The organism is Bacillus sp. FSL W8-0770 (assembly GCF_038008705.1).
In the GTDB taxonomy this organism is placed as follows: Bacteria; Bacillota; Bacilli; order Bacillales; family Bacillaceae_G; genus Bacillus_A; species Bacillus_A cereus.
Map to the genome: position 1 here is coordinate 676,257 of NZ_JBBOZR010000001.1, position 15,503 is coordinate 691,759.

The window sequence follows — 15,503 nt, forward strand, 5'->3', positions numbered from 1 at the left end:
ATGAAATTAAAGAAGGAGAAAGAAATGAAATTGTTACAGAAAAAAGAAATTTTACTTATTAGCCTTATGTTATTCTCTATGTTCTTTGGAGCAGGGAATCTTATATTTCCACCTTTCCTTGGGTATGAAGCAGGAGAACATGTTTGGATTTCATTAGTAGGGTTTATTATATCAGCAACAGGTCTTCCTATATTAGGTGTTATCTCTATTGCAAAAGCAGGAAGTTTTCAAACGTTAGCGGGTAGGGTTCATTCTTCATTTGCAATTATTTTTCCATGTATCGTGTATGTATTTATTGGACCTGGGCTTGGTATACCACGTGCGGGAAGTTTAGCTTTTGAAATGGGGCCAGGTCAGTTATTCCCTGAAGCAGGAAGCGGACTATTGTTGTTTTACACAGTTATTTTCTTTAGTATTGTTTACTGGTTAAGTTTATCTCCATCTAAATTAATGGGATTGTTTGGAAAAGTATTGACGCCGTTATTATTATGTATGATTGCACTTATTTTTATAAAGAGTATGTTTACACCGGTAGGAGATATGAAAGAACCAATAGGGAACTATGGACAAGCTCCTATGTTTCAAGGGTTTTTAGATGGATATTTAACAATGGATGCGTTAGCTGCTTTAATCTTTGGAATTGTTATTGCAAATGCATTACGTGCAAAAGGTATTGAAGATGATAAAAGTTTAGCGAAATATATGAGTATTGCTGGCATTGTGGCAGGATTATTATTATCGATTATTTATGTCATCCTTGGATATGTGGGGGCAATTAGTGGCTCATTAGGAACATTCGATAACGGTGCGAAAGTGTTAGCGCAAGTTATGACTACATTATTGGGGCAGGGCGGAGTCGTTTTATTAGGTCTTATTTTTACTATCGCATGTTTATGTGTTTCAATTGGACTTGTTACGTCTTGTAGTCAATTTTTTACGAGTGCATTTCCGAAAGTATCTTATAAAGTGTGGGCATTTATAGTAAGCGTTGTTAGTATGATCTTAGCTAATTTAGGATTAACGCAAATTTTAAAAGTATCAGTTCCAATTCTTGGATTTATTTATCCAATTGCATTAACTCTTATTATTCTAGGGTTATTCCATAAGTATATTGGAAAGTATGCATACGTATATGCAGTAAATGTTTTGGTTGTAGCGATATTTAGTGCAATTGATATTTTAAATAAAAATGTAATGATGAATCAGTGGACGTCAGCATTAAAATACATTCCGTTTTATACAGAAGGTGTTGGGTGGATTGTTCCAGCTATTGTAGGCATGTGTCTTGGTTTCATCGTTAGCATTGTTTTAAATAAGAATAACTGAGTAAAAAGGTGTTTTCCGATTTTGGAAGACGCCTTTCTTTTTTGGAAAAAATACTATTGAAAATGAATAGACTAAGAGTATGATAAAGATAATTGGTAATATATAGGTTTAATGAGAGTTACAAATGAGGGGGGAGCGTATGAAGAAGGATTTGGATAAGAAAATAGAAGCACTCGAAACGGCAATTGAAACAATTCAAGAAGCACTTGCTGAATTAAAAGTGAAGCAAAGGGAAATAGAAGTAGAAAACGCTCAGCAACATGTTAGTAAGAACAAGAAAGAATATATTGAAACGGTAATGGAGGAAAAGCCAAAAGAAGAAATAGTTAAGATAAAAGAGCCTTTGCAAGAACGTGAGGTAAAACAAGTAGATATATCTGCTTTTAAACCAGAGCCATTTAATATTATTAAGTTTTGTCAAACATGGTTACCGCGTGTATTTGTCGGTATTATGTTGCTTGGAGTGATCTGGTTATTTAAAGCAGGGGTAGATGCTGGCTTATTAACACCAGCGATACGAATTGTGTTTGGTATCGTATTATCTATCGGATTGTATTATATAGGAGATATTCAAATTAAAAGAGAGCGGCAGGCGTTAGGGTTAGTATTAGCTGGAGGAAGTATTACCGGGATTGTTCTAACAACGTTTGCAGCACATTATTTATATGGATTTATTCCGGCAAGTGTCGCGTTTCTCTGTAATATTGCATGGGTTATTTTAGGTATTTATTTAGCGAAAAGATATCAATCGGAATATCTCACTATTTTCGTAGCGGTCGGAGCGTTCTTCGTACCATTCTTGTTAAATAGTACGACTCCTAATCCTTATATTTTCTTTGGATATGAGACAGTATTAACACTTAGTTTATTATGGTATGCGTTGAAAAATCGTTATAAATACTTATATATGATTTCTTACGCTGTTGCTGCCATTGTCCTTTTCGTTTTCTTTGCTGTTATGTCAATGTTAGTAGAGAACTTGCAAATACAGTTAACGATTGTATATGGTTTGATTCATTTACTATTATTTTGGCATATGTTTACGGAGAGAAGTTTTATACTAGAACCACGTTTGGCGATATTTAGTGCAAATGCAGTGTTCTTTATACTAGCTATTTCAAAAATACCTGATTTTACAACATGGGGATTAATTATTAGTGCAATCGTGCATGCCGCTATGTTCGTATTTGAATATAGGAAAAATAGACATTCTACATTTACAAATCTCTTATTTGGTTTCGCAATGGGAGCATTTAGTTTAGCAATTTTATATGAGTATAGTTTAGTGAATGCAGCGATTGTACTATTATTACAAGGTTTCCTCGGCATGGTCACTTCTATTAAAGTAAAACAACAGATAAAATTGTATGTTAGTGCGACGGTTTACGCAATTGGAATGATACAGACTATTTTTAGCCCGTTTGATCAATTTATTTCGGCAGGCTTTGTTGCTCATCTTATTTTAATAGGAACGTTCTATTATTGCATGAGAGAAGCGAAAGAAGTATTAGCGAGCTTCGGCAAATATATGTATTCTATAGTGCTCTATTGGTTTATGATAATTGTATTTATTACAATTACGAGAATCGGTGAAGTTTTATCTACAGATGGAAGCGTAATTAGTGTATCAGTATCGTTATTATGGATGGTATATGCATTATTTGCGGTTTGGTTTGGAAGAAATAGAAATATGAATGAAATATTATATGCTGGTTTAGTCGTTTTAGTCGTAACGGTAGGGAAGTTATTCTTACTTGACTTACCAGAGGTATCGATGATGATTAGGGCAGTGTTATTCCTAATCGTCGGTAGTATAGGTATCGTTATTTCAAGAATGTTTTTCTCGAAGGAAGAGAAGTGAGAAGAAGGCAATCCATGTATGGATTGCCTTTTTTATTATTTCTTATTAATTGTTACAGTTTCATTATATTTCGTTGTTGTATTTTGGCGTAGACGAAGCGTTGCTTGTCCAATTGTATTTGAATCAATCTGTACATTTACAACTTTCTCAGCAGAGCCTAAGCTGTTTGTTGTGAAAGAAAATGCACTACTATATCCAAAAGTAGATGGCCAAGTGCCGTTTGCATTTTGTACTTTAGCCACTTGTGTTCCACCAGTAGTGAAGATACCTAAAGAATAGTTGTTATACGTTGTATTAGGTAGTAAGTTGTTTACTTGAATCTTCATTTGGAAAATTTCATTGTTTGGTAGAATGCTAGGGTGTGTAACGACGTAGTCGCTTGTTGTTACCGCACCGTTATAACCGTATGAACCTGGTTTAAAAGTATTTGTATTAAACCATTGATAACCTGCATTTGGTGCACTCCAAGGTTCAGGTTGTGGTTCTGTTGATAAGCTTGGCTGTTCAAATGTTTGTAGAGCTGTAGGTGAATCAAGTTGTAAACCATTTACTTGATCTAAACTTGTAAATGTCTCTTTATTTGATAACCAATTTACAATGTTTTCTAATAAGATAGCATCGTTTTCTTCTTTATAACCATCGTAAGTTTTCTTTGTTTGGCCAGAATCTTCACGAACGTACTTTGGCGTAGCATCTTCAACAGGAGAAGAGTCACCAATAAAGGCAGCTTTTCCAAGTCCTACTTTTGCAATTGCAGCATATGGGCCTTCTGCAATACCACCGCCATTATAAACGCCGCTATCAACAGCGTTATTCCATTTTGATGGATTTTCTGGAAGGTAAACAAGTCCTTTTGCTAGTTTTGGATTTGTAATTGCCAGAGTAGAACCAGCATGCATTGCTACAGACGAAACACCTTTTGTAATTCCGAAAGATTGTTCAGGCGATACAATTGTTTTCGCTGAAACATCACCAAGTGCATTGTAGCGGAAGCGAATACCGAAGTTGTCAGAGAGCCAATCAGAGCTTTCTACTCCTTGCATAGCTTGTGAATTTGTTTCTTCATTAGACATTCCTTTTGCTGGATTATCCCAAGCACCGCGTCTATATCCATTAAATACTTCAGAAGAGTCCCAGCGATTTTTATTACGATCTGCATTGTAATGATCAGCAATAAAGAAGATACTACCACCATTTTTTACATATTGTAACATAGCGTCCTGCTCAGATTTTTTGTAAGGAATATTAGCTTCTGGAACGATAAATACATTGTAATCTTTTAAATCTTCGTACGTAATAGGTGTTGATTTACGAAGTTCCTTTACGTGATATCCGTTTTTTGCAATGCCGTTTCCGAAGTCAGAAAAGCCGCCGTCAATAACCCAGTCAGCTGTCCCAGCAGTTTGACCGTGTGTATTATCAAATAATACTTTCTTCCCATTGTTTTGATTTACAACTTTTGCAGCAATTTCAGGAGCTGGGTCTACAGAGCTTTCGGCATAAGTAGACGGTATGAACGAGGTCCCTATACTTAGTGTAATTGCTGTTGCTAAAGAAAATGTAATCCATTTTTTATTCTTCATAGAAGAATCCCCCTAATAATAAATATATGTGCTTTAATAATGTAATTTATTTTTCTGTAAAAATAAAGACGGAAAACATAAAAAATATTAAAAGATTGTAAAAATACCGTGAATTATGTTGAGAAATATTTATATAGATATAAAAACATCCCTTCCAAGTAATAAGGAAGGGATGTTTTGCTTAACTAATTTTTGAGTTAGGTGTTTCATCAATCTTATGAAACCCTTTCATGTAATATACGATTGCTAAGCCGATAAGCCAAATTGGGCCAACAATCAATGCAATTCGTGTATCTTCTGAATACGCCATTATACCTAATACTAATATAAGGAAAACGAGTGAGAAATATGAGCTTAATGGGTATAAAGGCATTTTATACGATAACCTTTGTTTATTTTGAGTAGGCAAGCTTTTACGGAATTTAATTTGAGCAACTAATATAATGCCCCAAGTCCAAATTGCGCCGAAAGTTGAAATGCTAGTAAGCCATGTAAATACCTTTGCAGGTACGAGATAGTTTAATATAACACCAATGAGTAAAATGATAGCAGTTGCTACAATTCCTTGGCTTGGAATGCCATTTTTATTTAAACGACCAAATCTTTCAGGAGCTTTTTTCTGCTGAGCTAATGTATATAGCATACGGCCTGTACTAAATAAACCACCGTTACAAGAAGAAAGAGCTGCTGTTAATACGACAAAGTTAATAATACCTGCTGCTTTTGCGATACCAATTTGCTGGAATGTTAATACAAATGGACTGCCTTTCTCACCAAGTTCGTTCCATGGATAAATTGCCATCATAACGAATAATGCCCCAACGTAAAAGAGTAGAATTCTCCAAAATACGTTATCAATTGCCTTTGCGAGTGTTTTCTTCGGATTTTGAGCCTCACCAGCTGTAACACCGATTAATTCAACGCCTAAATAAGCGAATAGTACCATCTGCATGGAGAGTAGTAACCCAGAAAATCCATTTGGGAACCAGCCACCATGTGACCAAAGATTTGAAATACCAGTAGCGATACCACCGTTTCCGAATCCGAATAAAATAATACCAGCTCCGACTACTATCATACAGATAATTGTGACAATTTTAATGAGAGCAAACCAAAACTCAAGTTCTCCAAATACTTTTACCGATAAGAAGTTAAAAGCGCTCATTAATAATAGAGCAAGTAATGCCCAAGTCCAGCGCGGGATATCAGGGAACCAGTACTGCATGTAAATGCCAGCTGCTGTAATTTCAGCCATACAAGTAACAACCCATAAGAACCAGTAATTCCAACCAGTAATATAACCAGCGAGTGGTCCAATATAATCATATGCATATTTACTAAAAGAACCAGCAACAGGTTGTTCAATTGCCATTTCCCCAAGCGCTCGCATAATGAAAAAAATAACGAGACCGGCAATCATATAGCCTAGCAAAATAGAAGGACCTGCTAGTTTAATGGCGGAAGCGGATCCTAAAAATAGCCCAACGCCAATAGCTGAGCCCAGTGACATTAAAGTAATATGTCGTTCTTTTAAACCACGATTTAAAGTTCCAGATTTGTTTGTGTGCTGCATAAGAAGAATCCCCCTTGTAGAGTGAACGATATTTGAATGTGTTTGTTAAATATTTAACTATTTCAAATTATAAAACATTTCTATCTGTTATGCTACAAAAATAATCATAATGAACTGTACTACATCTGTACTTGTCAGACTTAAACTTAAAATTCGAACTATTAGGGAATATATTGACTCTTCTTTTTATTGATTGTTAAGATTAAGTATTATATTTTCTCACATACTAGTAAGAAAAAGAATGTGTGATAATAATTCAGGTGTAGGAAGGGTACATAAGCATGTTTCAATTACAAAAATATAACACTTCTGTGAAGCAAGAGTTTTTAGCTGGCATCACAACTTTTTTTACATTTGCGTATATTCTTGTCATCAATCCAAAAATATTATCTGATGCAGGTGTACCATTTGACCAAGCGTTTACAGCAACAATTATTGCAACCGTTGTTGGAACAGTAGGTATGGCGATTTTCGCGAATTACCCGATTGTTATTGCTCCAGCTATGGGAATGAATGCATATTTTGCTTATTCTGTTGTACAGAAGGCAGAAGGGATTACATATGTAGTTGCCTTTTCAGCTGTATTTGTAACGGGGATTATTTTTCTTTTATTATCTTTTACTTCGTTTAGGCAAAAGTTAATTTTAGCAATTCCTGATAGTTTAAAGCATGCAATTGCAGGTGGAATTGGACTATTTATTGCTTTTATTGGATTGCGCCTTTCTGGAATTATCGTGGATCATCCGTCTAATTTAGTTACGATTGGTGATTTTCATTCTCCAGCTGTTATTTTAACTTTAATTGGTTTAATATTAGCGGCGGTATTAATGACATTGCGTGTGAGCGGTGCATTATTTATTAGTATGATTGTGACAGGAATTATTGCCTTCTTTACAGGGCAATTGAAGTTTGCTGATAAAATTGTGGCGATGCCTCATTTACCAGAGGGTATCATCGTTTCAAACCCAATCAATGCCTTTTCAGATGTAATTGAATACGGATTATACGGCGTTGTATTTTCATTTTTACTTGTACTTTTATTCGATACAACAGGTGCATTACTCGGTTTAATTAAACAAGCAGGTTTAATTACAGACAATACAGAGAAGCGTTTTGGTAAAGCGTTTATTGCAGATGCAATTGGCGGGACTACAGGTTCTATCTTTGGAACAAGCCCAACAGCAGCGACGATTGAATCATCAGCAGGTATTGCTGCAGGTGGTAAAACTGGATTAACAGGGATTGTAGTTGTTGGTCTAACAATTATAACGGCATTTTTTAGTCCTGTTATTGCTTCTTTATCAAGTGTAGCCGCTATTACAGCTCCTTCATTAATTATAGTAGGTAGTTTAATGGCACAAAGCATTCGAGATATTAATTGGAATGAATTTGAAGATGCGTTACCAGCATTTTTAATTTTTATAGGTATTCCGTTAACATCTAGTATTGCAAATGGAATCGCAATTGGATTTTTAGTATATCCAGTCTTGAAAATTGTGAAGGGTAAAGGGATGGAAGTGCATCCATTACTATACTTATTTGCATTCTTATTTGGATGTCATTTATTCTTATAATATAAATATAGGAGAGGGCCTTCTTATGGGAGGCTCCCTTTTTGTGTATAATAAAGTGAAACTATGGGCAGTAGGGGATATCCTCACTGTGTATTAGCCCGCACCAATCGGGATAAGATGAAAACTTAATTGGTTTTGTAAAATATAAATTACTTAATGGAATATATATGTTACAATATAGATAGAGGAGGAACATGAATGGCTGTAAGTAAAATAAAAGTCGCGCGTGTTCAGTTAGATTTAACACAGCAACAATTAGCAGAAAAAGTAGGCGTTACAAGGCAAACGATTAGTTTAATTGAGAAGGGGAAATACAATCCATCTTTAGATTTATGTTTAAAAATTTGTTATGCAGTAGATAAAACGTTGAATGATTTATTTTGGGAGGAAAAGGAGTGGTAGGATGAAAATCGTGAAAGATGAACGTTTAATGATTGAAGGGTTAAAACATATTAGATTAGCTTTCATCTTACAAAATATCGTCATACTAGCTATCGTCTTTTACCGCTATGTCTTGCAAGGGGCAGGATATGAAAGTGTTTCGGATTTATTAATGGTATTTATGGGCGGGATAATAATTATTAACTTTTTAAATCTGAAAAATTCAGTGGAAGTGTATGAGCATACGGGCGGAGTGTCGCGTCGTTATTTTATGAAGCTATTATTCATTCCGGTGGGTATTATTATTGGGATTTTAGCTATTTGTATCGTTGTAACACCAGATATTTCGATAAAGGAAATTAGTATGACAGGACTTATTATGTTTGCTTGTTTTTTAGTTCCTAGTTTGTTTATATACATATATATGAAAAAAATAAAAAGAGAAGATTGAAATATAAGAAAGGCTTTCCCGTATTGAGGAAAGCTTTTCTTATATCTTTTTATACAAAACTTTATGAAGGCCAATTGGTTCAATTTCAAAAATTTCACCATGCTCCTGAAAGCCTAATCGCTTGTAATAGTCAGTTACAGTAATTCGGCCATTACACCATAACATATTTGCTTGACGCTCTTGTAAGATTTGTTCTGCATTCTGAATTAAGGAGCTTCCAGCGTGGTTGTTTCGAAACTCAGGTAATGTGGCCATTCCTCGTAGACGATAATGAATACCGGCTGGTAGGTCAGGGTATATTTCTTTTGAGAAGGAAGCGATACTAATTAGTTCATCGTTTATAAATGCGCCTAAGTGGAAGGTGTCTGTTTCATAATCGGAAGGATATTTACAATCTGCTAATGTTTGATTGGGGCGTAAAATTTTTTGACGTAATACGTAAGTTTCAGATCCCTCAATATTTTTCACGATAATCATATTAACATCCTTTCTTATAAGGCCTTTTCTGTTAATTGTATAAAGAAATAAGCAGGTGCGGCGAGAAGTCCGAGTATGCTAGCAGTTCCGAGAAGGAGTGAAAGTAGGAGGCAAGAATATTTTATTCCATTCGATTTTTTCCATCCGTAACTACAAATCTCAATACTAACACCGATGAGAATAATGGCAACGAGTATTTCTGCTAATAATAAAAGAGCTAAAGTTACAATAGACATAATGTGATCCATCCTCATAATATGTGATAGTAACATTTTACCATATGAAGTTAAAAAAATGCCCCTCAATTATGTGAGGGGCATTTTTTTACTCTAATATGTTTTTTAGTGTATCGATATGTTCTTTTGAACCTGTTACAAGTAATATGTCACCGTGTTGTAGTCTTGTATCACCATGTGGTATTAATGCTTTGTTACCGCGGTAGATCTGAATGACAAGTACATCACCTAAAAACGGGAGGCGGCGAAGCGCAACGCCGTTATATTTATTGCTGCGCAGTTCAACTTCACGTACTGTTTCGTTTGCTGTTGTAATTAAGCGAACGAGACTAGGTTTATCAATAAGTGCACGTAATAAAATACGTGTAGAGTTAATTGTTGAGAATACAGCGATATGTTCTTGCGTTGCTTTTTCTTGTAGAAGTGGATCTTCTACACTTGCAATAACATGTTCAACACCTAGCTCTTTTGCATGTTCTGCCAATAATAAGTTTTGTTCATCATCGCTTGTTGCAACAACGACGCGATCTGCATCAAATGCTGTTTGTTCAGTTAATGATGCGATTGTGATGTCATCTAATTTCACGATAGGGAAGTCATGTGATTTCGCTTCTTCATCATTTATTTTGTTTTGACGCATCATATATAGCGTTACGTCATAATCTTCTCGTTTTAAATCTAGTGATAACGGAAGGGTAATTCTGCTCGCGCCAATAATAGCTACTTTTGGTTTTGGTGTTTCTACTTTTGGGAACATTTTTTTAAACAATATAGGTGCAAAAATACAAGTAATAACTGCGCTTAAAATAAGAGAGGCAGATAAACTTGGACTGATGATCTCCAGTTTTTCACCAATTTGTGCAGCCGCAATAACTAGAGAAAGTGTCGATGTTAATAAGATTGCACTTCCAAGTACGATATTACGTGGATACCATTTTCTTAAGACGAGTGATGGTAAGAGTTTCGAAATAAAGAGTCCTACAATTAAGATTGGAATAATGAGCATGCTAGAAGGTTCTTTGAAAATAGACCACACCTCTAGATTTACACCAACCATTACGAAGAAAATAGGGATGAAGAAACCATAGCCGATAGAATCAAGTTTTTCCACCATATCTTCATTTGGTGATAATAACGATACAAGTACACCTGCTAAGAAGGCGCCTAAAATATTTTCTGCTCCAACAGATTCCGATAACCCAACTAAGATTAAAATGAGTGCAAAAACAGCTCGTGTATCAATTTGTACACTACCAGCTTTTAAACTATCTAAGTATGGAATGTTTTTAAAGCGTTTTGCAATAAAGTAAATGACAATACCGGCACCGAATAGAATAAGTAAGAGCCACATACTCTGACCGCTTTCGGAATTTAATCCGACAAAAACAGCGAGTAAAATCATTGTAACTAAGTCTGCAATAACAGCAACTAATAAAATGATTTGTCCGATTGCAGTTTTTCCTAGGTTGTTCTCTTTTAATGTTGGTACAACAACACCTAAAGAAATAGTTGAAATAATTAAAGTCATGAACATTGCATTATCTACGAATCCTAGCCATACGAATAGTAATGATAGGGCATAAGACAAGATGAAAATAAATAAGAAGATAATGCTTGCTACTTGAAATGTATTTGGCTCGTTTGTCGTATTTTTTTTCCCTTTTTGTTTAAAGATAGAAAAATCAATTTCTAAACCGCTTAAGAACATGAGGAAGATAAATCCTAATGTTGATAAAACTTGAAGCCATATATCTGGCTCAATAATATTAAACCCACTTTTACCTACAAAGATTCCTGCAATAATTTCTGCAACGACAACAGGAAGTGCTTTTAATTTAAAGCGTTGTAACAAAAGGGGAACGAAAAACGCGATTGCAACGACAACCATAAGTGATAGAACAGAAGTATGATGTTCCATTGCGTTCTCTCCCTTCAAATAAATATAGTACCTATTTAGCCATATAATAGGTAGAAAAGCAACGCATATGGATTCGATTTCATAAAGAAAGATTTTTCTTAACATTTGTCATAATAAGTATATTTTTCATGATTCTGTTGTTAATTCCGTAATGTGGATGTAATAGGGGAGGGGATAAAAAAAGACTGCTGAGGAATCTCAGCAGTCTTTTTCATGTACATTACATTGAGAAGAAGATCCATACAGTTAAACCAACTGTTGCAGTTGCAACGAAGAAACTGTATATCATTGTAAGAATTTGAACTCTTCCTTCTCCTTCTTTTAAATGCATGAACATAATTAATTGTAACAATGCTTGCGCAACAGCCATTATGATAATAGTTGTTAAGACTGTTGAAAGTGGCAATGTTGTGTAAAGTGCCACGTATAACGCTAGAAACGTTAATGCAAGCGATAAAATAAATCCGAAAACGTGTGACCAAGGGAATCCGCTATGCGCATGTCCGTTTGCTTGGTTGTTATTTTGACCCATTTACGCCACCATCCCGTTCAAGTAAACTAGTGTGTAAATAAAGACCCAAACAAGATCGAGGAAATGCCAGTATAAGCTGATAATGAATACTTTACGAGCTGTAACTGGTGTTAAACCTCGTTTTAAAATTTGGATAATAACACAAATTGCCCAAATGATACCGCCTGTTACGTGGGCTCCATGCGTTCCAAGAAGAACGAAGAATCCAGATAAGAAGGCACTTGTTTGAATTGTTGCACCTTCACCAATATACATAATGAATTCTTCAATCTCGAAGAATAGGAAACCTGCACCTAAAAGTAATGTAAGGACGAACCATCCAAGCATCGCTTTTTGGTTGTGCTTACGCATTTCGTGAATTACGATACCACATGTGAAACTACTTGTTAAAAGTAGTAATGTTTGAATTAAAAGCGTTTTAAGTTCAAACAGTTGCGCTGGTGTTGGGCCATCTGCCGTACGACCAGCAAGGACTAGATAAGAGGCGAAAAGTGTTGCGAACAGCATAATTTCAGCCCCAAGAAAAATCCAGAATCCTAGGATATTCAATCTGCTTTGTTCGGATTGATATTCCAAAGGTAAGCTTTTATCTAAAGCCGCCATGTCATTTCACCTCTCATGCTATATGTTCTGTTTTTTTAATTTCATCAACACTGATATAGTAACCTTCATCATAATCGAATGAACGATAGATTAAGCAAGCTAAAATACCAACTCCACCGATTGCTGCAAGCCAGAACCAGCTAAATACTAATGCGAAACCTGCAAGACCGAAGAATCCAGACGCAATAATAGGCACACCAGAGTTACTTGGCATGTGAATTGGTTTGATATCTTCTGCTGCTGGTGTAACTGTTTCTCCGCGTTTTTTCATGTACCAGAAAGCATCAGCTTCTTTAATTTCAGGAAGCTTCGCGAAGTTGTAATGTTGTACAGGAGAGTGAGTTGCCCATTCAAGTGTACGACCATCCCATGGATCTCCAGTTGTGTCACGTTCACCGTGACGTGCACTCCAAATTACGTTGTAGCAAAGAAGTAGGAAGCCGATACCCATCATTACCGCACCAACAGATGCGATTTGGTTTAGCCATCCCCATCCAAGACTTTCAGAGTAAGTGTACATACGACGAGTCATACCGTCTAAACCTAAGAAGTACATTGGGAAGAAACAGATGTTGAATCCGCTCATAAAGATCCAGAATGTCCATTTACCTAGGCGTTCATTTAACATATGACCAGTCATTTTTGGATACCAGAATGTGAATCCAGCAAGCATAGCGAATACTGTACCTGCGATTAATACGTAGTGGAAGTGAGCGATTAGGAAGTAGCTGTTATGGTATTGATAATCAGCTGCTGCCATTCCAAGCATAACCCCTGTAACCCCACCGACTACGAAGTTTGGAATAAATGCCAATGACCAAAGCATTGGAACTGTAAAACGAATACGTCCTTTATACAGTGTAAACAACCAGTTAAAGATCTTAACCCCGGTTGGAATCGAAATCGCCATTGTCGAAATCGAGAAGAATGAGTTAACCGCTGGACCTGCACCCATCGTGAAGAAGTGGTGAAGCCATACGACGAAACTTAGTAAAGAAATTGCAACCATTGAGTATACCATCGCACTGTAACCGAATAGACGCTTACGTGAGAATGTACTAATGATTTCAGAGAAAATACCGAATGCCGGTAAAATAACGATATATACTTCAGGGTGACCCCATACCCAGAACAGGTTGGCCCATAACATCGGCATACCGCCGCTCGCCATCGTAAAGAAGTGAGCATCGAATAGACGGTCAAATGTCATTAATGCAAGAGCAACTGTTAATACTGGGAAAGCGAAAATAATGATAATTGTTGTAATTAAGATTGACCAAGTAAACATTGGCATTCTCATTAAAGTCATACCAGGTGTACGCATTTTTAAGATAGTAACAAGGAAGTTAATACCGGTCATTAGCGTACCGAGACCTGAAATCTGTAATGCAATTGCGTAGTAGTTATTTCCTACGCCCGAAGTAAACTCTGTACCTGCCATTGGGAAGTAAGAAGTCCACCCAGCGTCTGGAGAACCACCAATTACGAAAGCGATGTTGAATAACATTGCTCCGACAAAGAATAACCAGAAACTTAAAGCATTTAAGAACGGATATGCAACGTCACGAGCACCAATTTGTAATGGTACTACAAGGTTCATTAATCCCATAACGAATGGCATTGCCATGAAAAGAATCATTACTGTACCATGTGTTGTAAAGATCCCGTTATAGTGTTCAGCGTTTAAATAAGTTGTTTCTGGGAATGTTAATTGTGCACGGATCATTAAACCATCCATACCACCACGGAATAACATGATAACCGCAGAAATAATATACATAGCTCCGATTTTTTTATGGTCAACAGTTGTTAACCATTCGTCCCAAAGCCATTTCCATTTTTTATACTTTGTTAGTACGAAAATGATTGCTAATGTCACAAGAACGATAGAAGCGTCTGCACCGTAAATAATCGGGTCACCTGTGACAAAGAATTCATCAAGCTTCACTGTGTTCACTCCAATCTGTTGGAATAATAGCTATTATTTTTTGTTTTTGTAGTAGTTGTAATCACAATATTCAAGTGATTTTGGATCTACATAACTTAAGTGGTGACTAGAGAATGTCATACGACCAACTACACCAGGTTTAACAATTTCGTTGTACTTAGCTTCTGTTAGTTTAGGAGCAGTTTCTTGTACTTCTTTAACCCACTTGTCATATTTCTCTTTAGTTTTTGCTTCAACTTCGAACTCCATGTGTGTGAATCCTTCACCAGAGAAGTTCGCACTACGGCCTAGGTAAGAACCTGGCTTATCAGCTTGTAAATAAAGATCCATAATCATGCCATCCATTGTGTACTTCATACCACCAAGTTCTGGTACCCAGAAAGCATTCATTGGGCCGACAGAAGTCAGTTTGAATTGAATTGGTACACCAGCTGGGATGTTTAAATAGTTAACGGTTTCAATTTTTTCCTCTGGGTAACTGAATAACCATTTCCAGTTTGCAGATGTAACATAAATTTCAACTGGTTTAATATGTTTGGACTCTTTCGGAACCTCTTCCGAAGCATAAGTTGCTTTTACTGTTGGAATCGATAATGCGATAACGATAATAACAGGAACAAGCGTCCAAATAATTTCTAGTAATGTGTTACCGTGTTGTTCAGGTGGCTCATAGTCCATATTCTCTGGTTTTTCACGATAACGAATCAAGATGACTGTAAACAGAATGAATACAATTGCGATAATTAATGACATAAGCAAGAATGACCAAACAATTAAATCATACTGTGCTTTTGCAACAGGTCCTTGCGGATTTAATACTGCGAGTTTTTTATCACAGCCACCGAGGAACAGAAGTAATGATAACGGAAGAAGCGAAGCCAACTTCCAAAACGCTTTCTTTAGTTGCACGATTGAAAATCTCCTTTCTCCTTGGATTGAAACTATGCCAATAAAACAATATAAACCTATTAATTTATAGAAGGCAATAGTTTTTGATATATTGTTAAAAAATAGACACAAATGCACACTTTTTAAGGTGA

General features: G+C 36.0%; 14 protein-coding genes. 5 read left to right on the plus strand and 9 right to left on the minus strand.

The features are described from left to right. The first annotated feature begins 24 nt into the window (after positions 1-24). Both brnQ1 and NST27_RS03450 read left to right on the plus strand, forming a co-directional pair. Complete coding sequence (gene brnQ1, locus NST27_RS03445; protein ID WP_000771702.1) at positions 25-1,326, plus strand: branched-chain amino acid transport system II carrier protein BrnQ1; 1,302 nt, start codon at positions 25-27, stop codon at positions 1,324-1,326. A 139-nt stretch (positions 1,327-1,465) separates the two neighbouring features. Continuing rightward, entirely contained in the window at positions 1,466-3,187 is a 1,722-nt protein-coding gene (locus NST27_RS03450; protein WP_000710924.1) for a DUF2339 domain-containing protein, read from the plus strand. A 35-nt stretch (positions 3,188-3,222) separates the two neighbouring features. Here NST27_RS03450 and NST27_RS03455 read toward each other — a convergent pair whose 3' ends face one another. Together NST27_RS03455 and NST27_RS03460 are read right to left on the minus strand one after the other, a co-directional pair. Next, on the minus strand, positions 3,223-4,770 hold the full coding sequence (locus tag NST27_RS03455) for a hypothetical protein (RefSeq protein WP_000791510.1): 1,548 nt from the start codon (positions 4,768-4,770) through the stop codon (positions 3,223-3,225). Between the two features lie 181 nt (positions 4,771-4,951). Further along, complete coding sequence (locus tag NST27_RS03460) at positions 4,952-6,343, minus strand: amino acid permease (protein ID WP_047385628.1); 1,392 nt, start codon at positions 6,341-6,343, stop codon at positions 4,952-4,954. A gap of 281 nt (positions 6,344-6,624) precedes the next feature. On the opposite strand from NST27_RS03460, the gene NST27_RS03465 reads away from it, so the two are divergent. From NST27_RS03465 to NST27_RS03475, 3 genes are all read left to right on the plus strand, one after another. Further along, a complete protein-coding gene (locus NST27_RS03465; protein WP_000487191.1) occupies positions 6,625-7,917 on the plus strand; it encodes an NCS2 family permease in 1,293 nt (430 codons plus the stop codon). Between the two features lie 198 nt (positions 7,918-8,115). Then, the gene (locus tag NST27_RS03470) at positions 8,116-8,319 is read left to right on the plus strand and encodes a helix-turn-helix transcriptional regulator (protein ID WP_000301183.1); all 204 of its coding nucleotides are present in this window, start codon (positions 8,116-8,118) and stop codon (positions 8,317-8,319) included. Between the two features lies 1 nt (position 8,320). Continuing rightward, positions 8,321-8,749, plus strand: a complete 429-nt coding sequence (locus tag NST27_RS03475; RefSeq protein WP_000706629.1) for a hypothetical protein — start codon at positions 8,321-8,323, stop codon at positions 8,747-8,749. A gap of 39 nt (positions 8,750-8,788) precedes the next feature. Here the strand turns inward: NST27_RS03475 and NST27_RS03480 are convergent, their stop codons facing one another. The 7 genes from NST27_RS03480 to NST27_RS03510 form a co-directional block, all read right to left on the minus strand. Next, entirely contained in the window at positions 8,789-9,226 is a 438-nt protein-coding gene (locus tag NST27_RS03480) for a GNAT family N-acetyltransferase (protein ID WP_000587680.1), read from the minus strand. Between the two features lie 14 nt (positions 9,227-9,240). After that, entirely contained in the window at positions 9,241-9,498 is a 258-nt protein-coding gene (locus NST27_RS03485) for a DUF4022 family protein (RefSeq protein WP_044129536.1), read from the minus strand. Positions 9,499-9,550: 52 nt separating this feature from the next. After that, positions 9,551-11,380: a monovalent cation:proton antiporter family protein gene (locus NST27_RS03490; RefSeq protein ID WP_000399969.1), complete on the minus strand. Its 1,830-nt coding sequence runs from the start codon at positions 11,378-11,380 to the stop codon at positions 9,551-9,553. 220 nt (positions 11,381-11,600) lie between these two features. Beyond that, complete coding sequence (qoxD, locus tag NST27_RS03495) at positions 11,601-11,912, minus strand: cytochrome aa3 quinol oxidase subunit IV (RefSeq protein WP_000531386.1); 312 nt, start codon at positions 11,910-11,912, stop codon at positions 11,601-11,603. After that, positions 11,913-12,515 carry a cytochrome aa3 quinol oxidase subunit III gene (gene qoxC / locus NST27_RS03500; RefSeq protein WP_000729317.1) on the minus strand — a complete coding sequence of 201 codons (603 nt, stop codon included), beginning with the start codon at positions 12,513-12,515 and terminating at the stop codon, positions 11,913-11,915. Between the two features lie 13 nt (positions 12,516-12,528). Beyond that, entirely contained in the window at positions 12,529-14,463 is a 1,935-nt protein-coding gene (gene qoxB, locus NST27_RS03505; protein WP_000762367.1) for a cytochrome aa3 quinol oxidase subunit I, read from the minus strand. 33 nt (positions 14,464-14,496) lie between these two features. Continuing rightward, positions 14,497-15,372, minus strand: a complete 876-nt coding sequence (locus tag NST27_RS03510) for a cytochrome aa3 quinol oxidase subunit II (protein WP_001176165.1) — start codon at positions 15,370-15,372, stop codon at positions 14,497-14,499. Between the last annotated feature and the right edge of the window lie 131 nt (positions 15,373-15,503).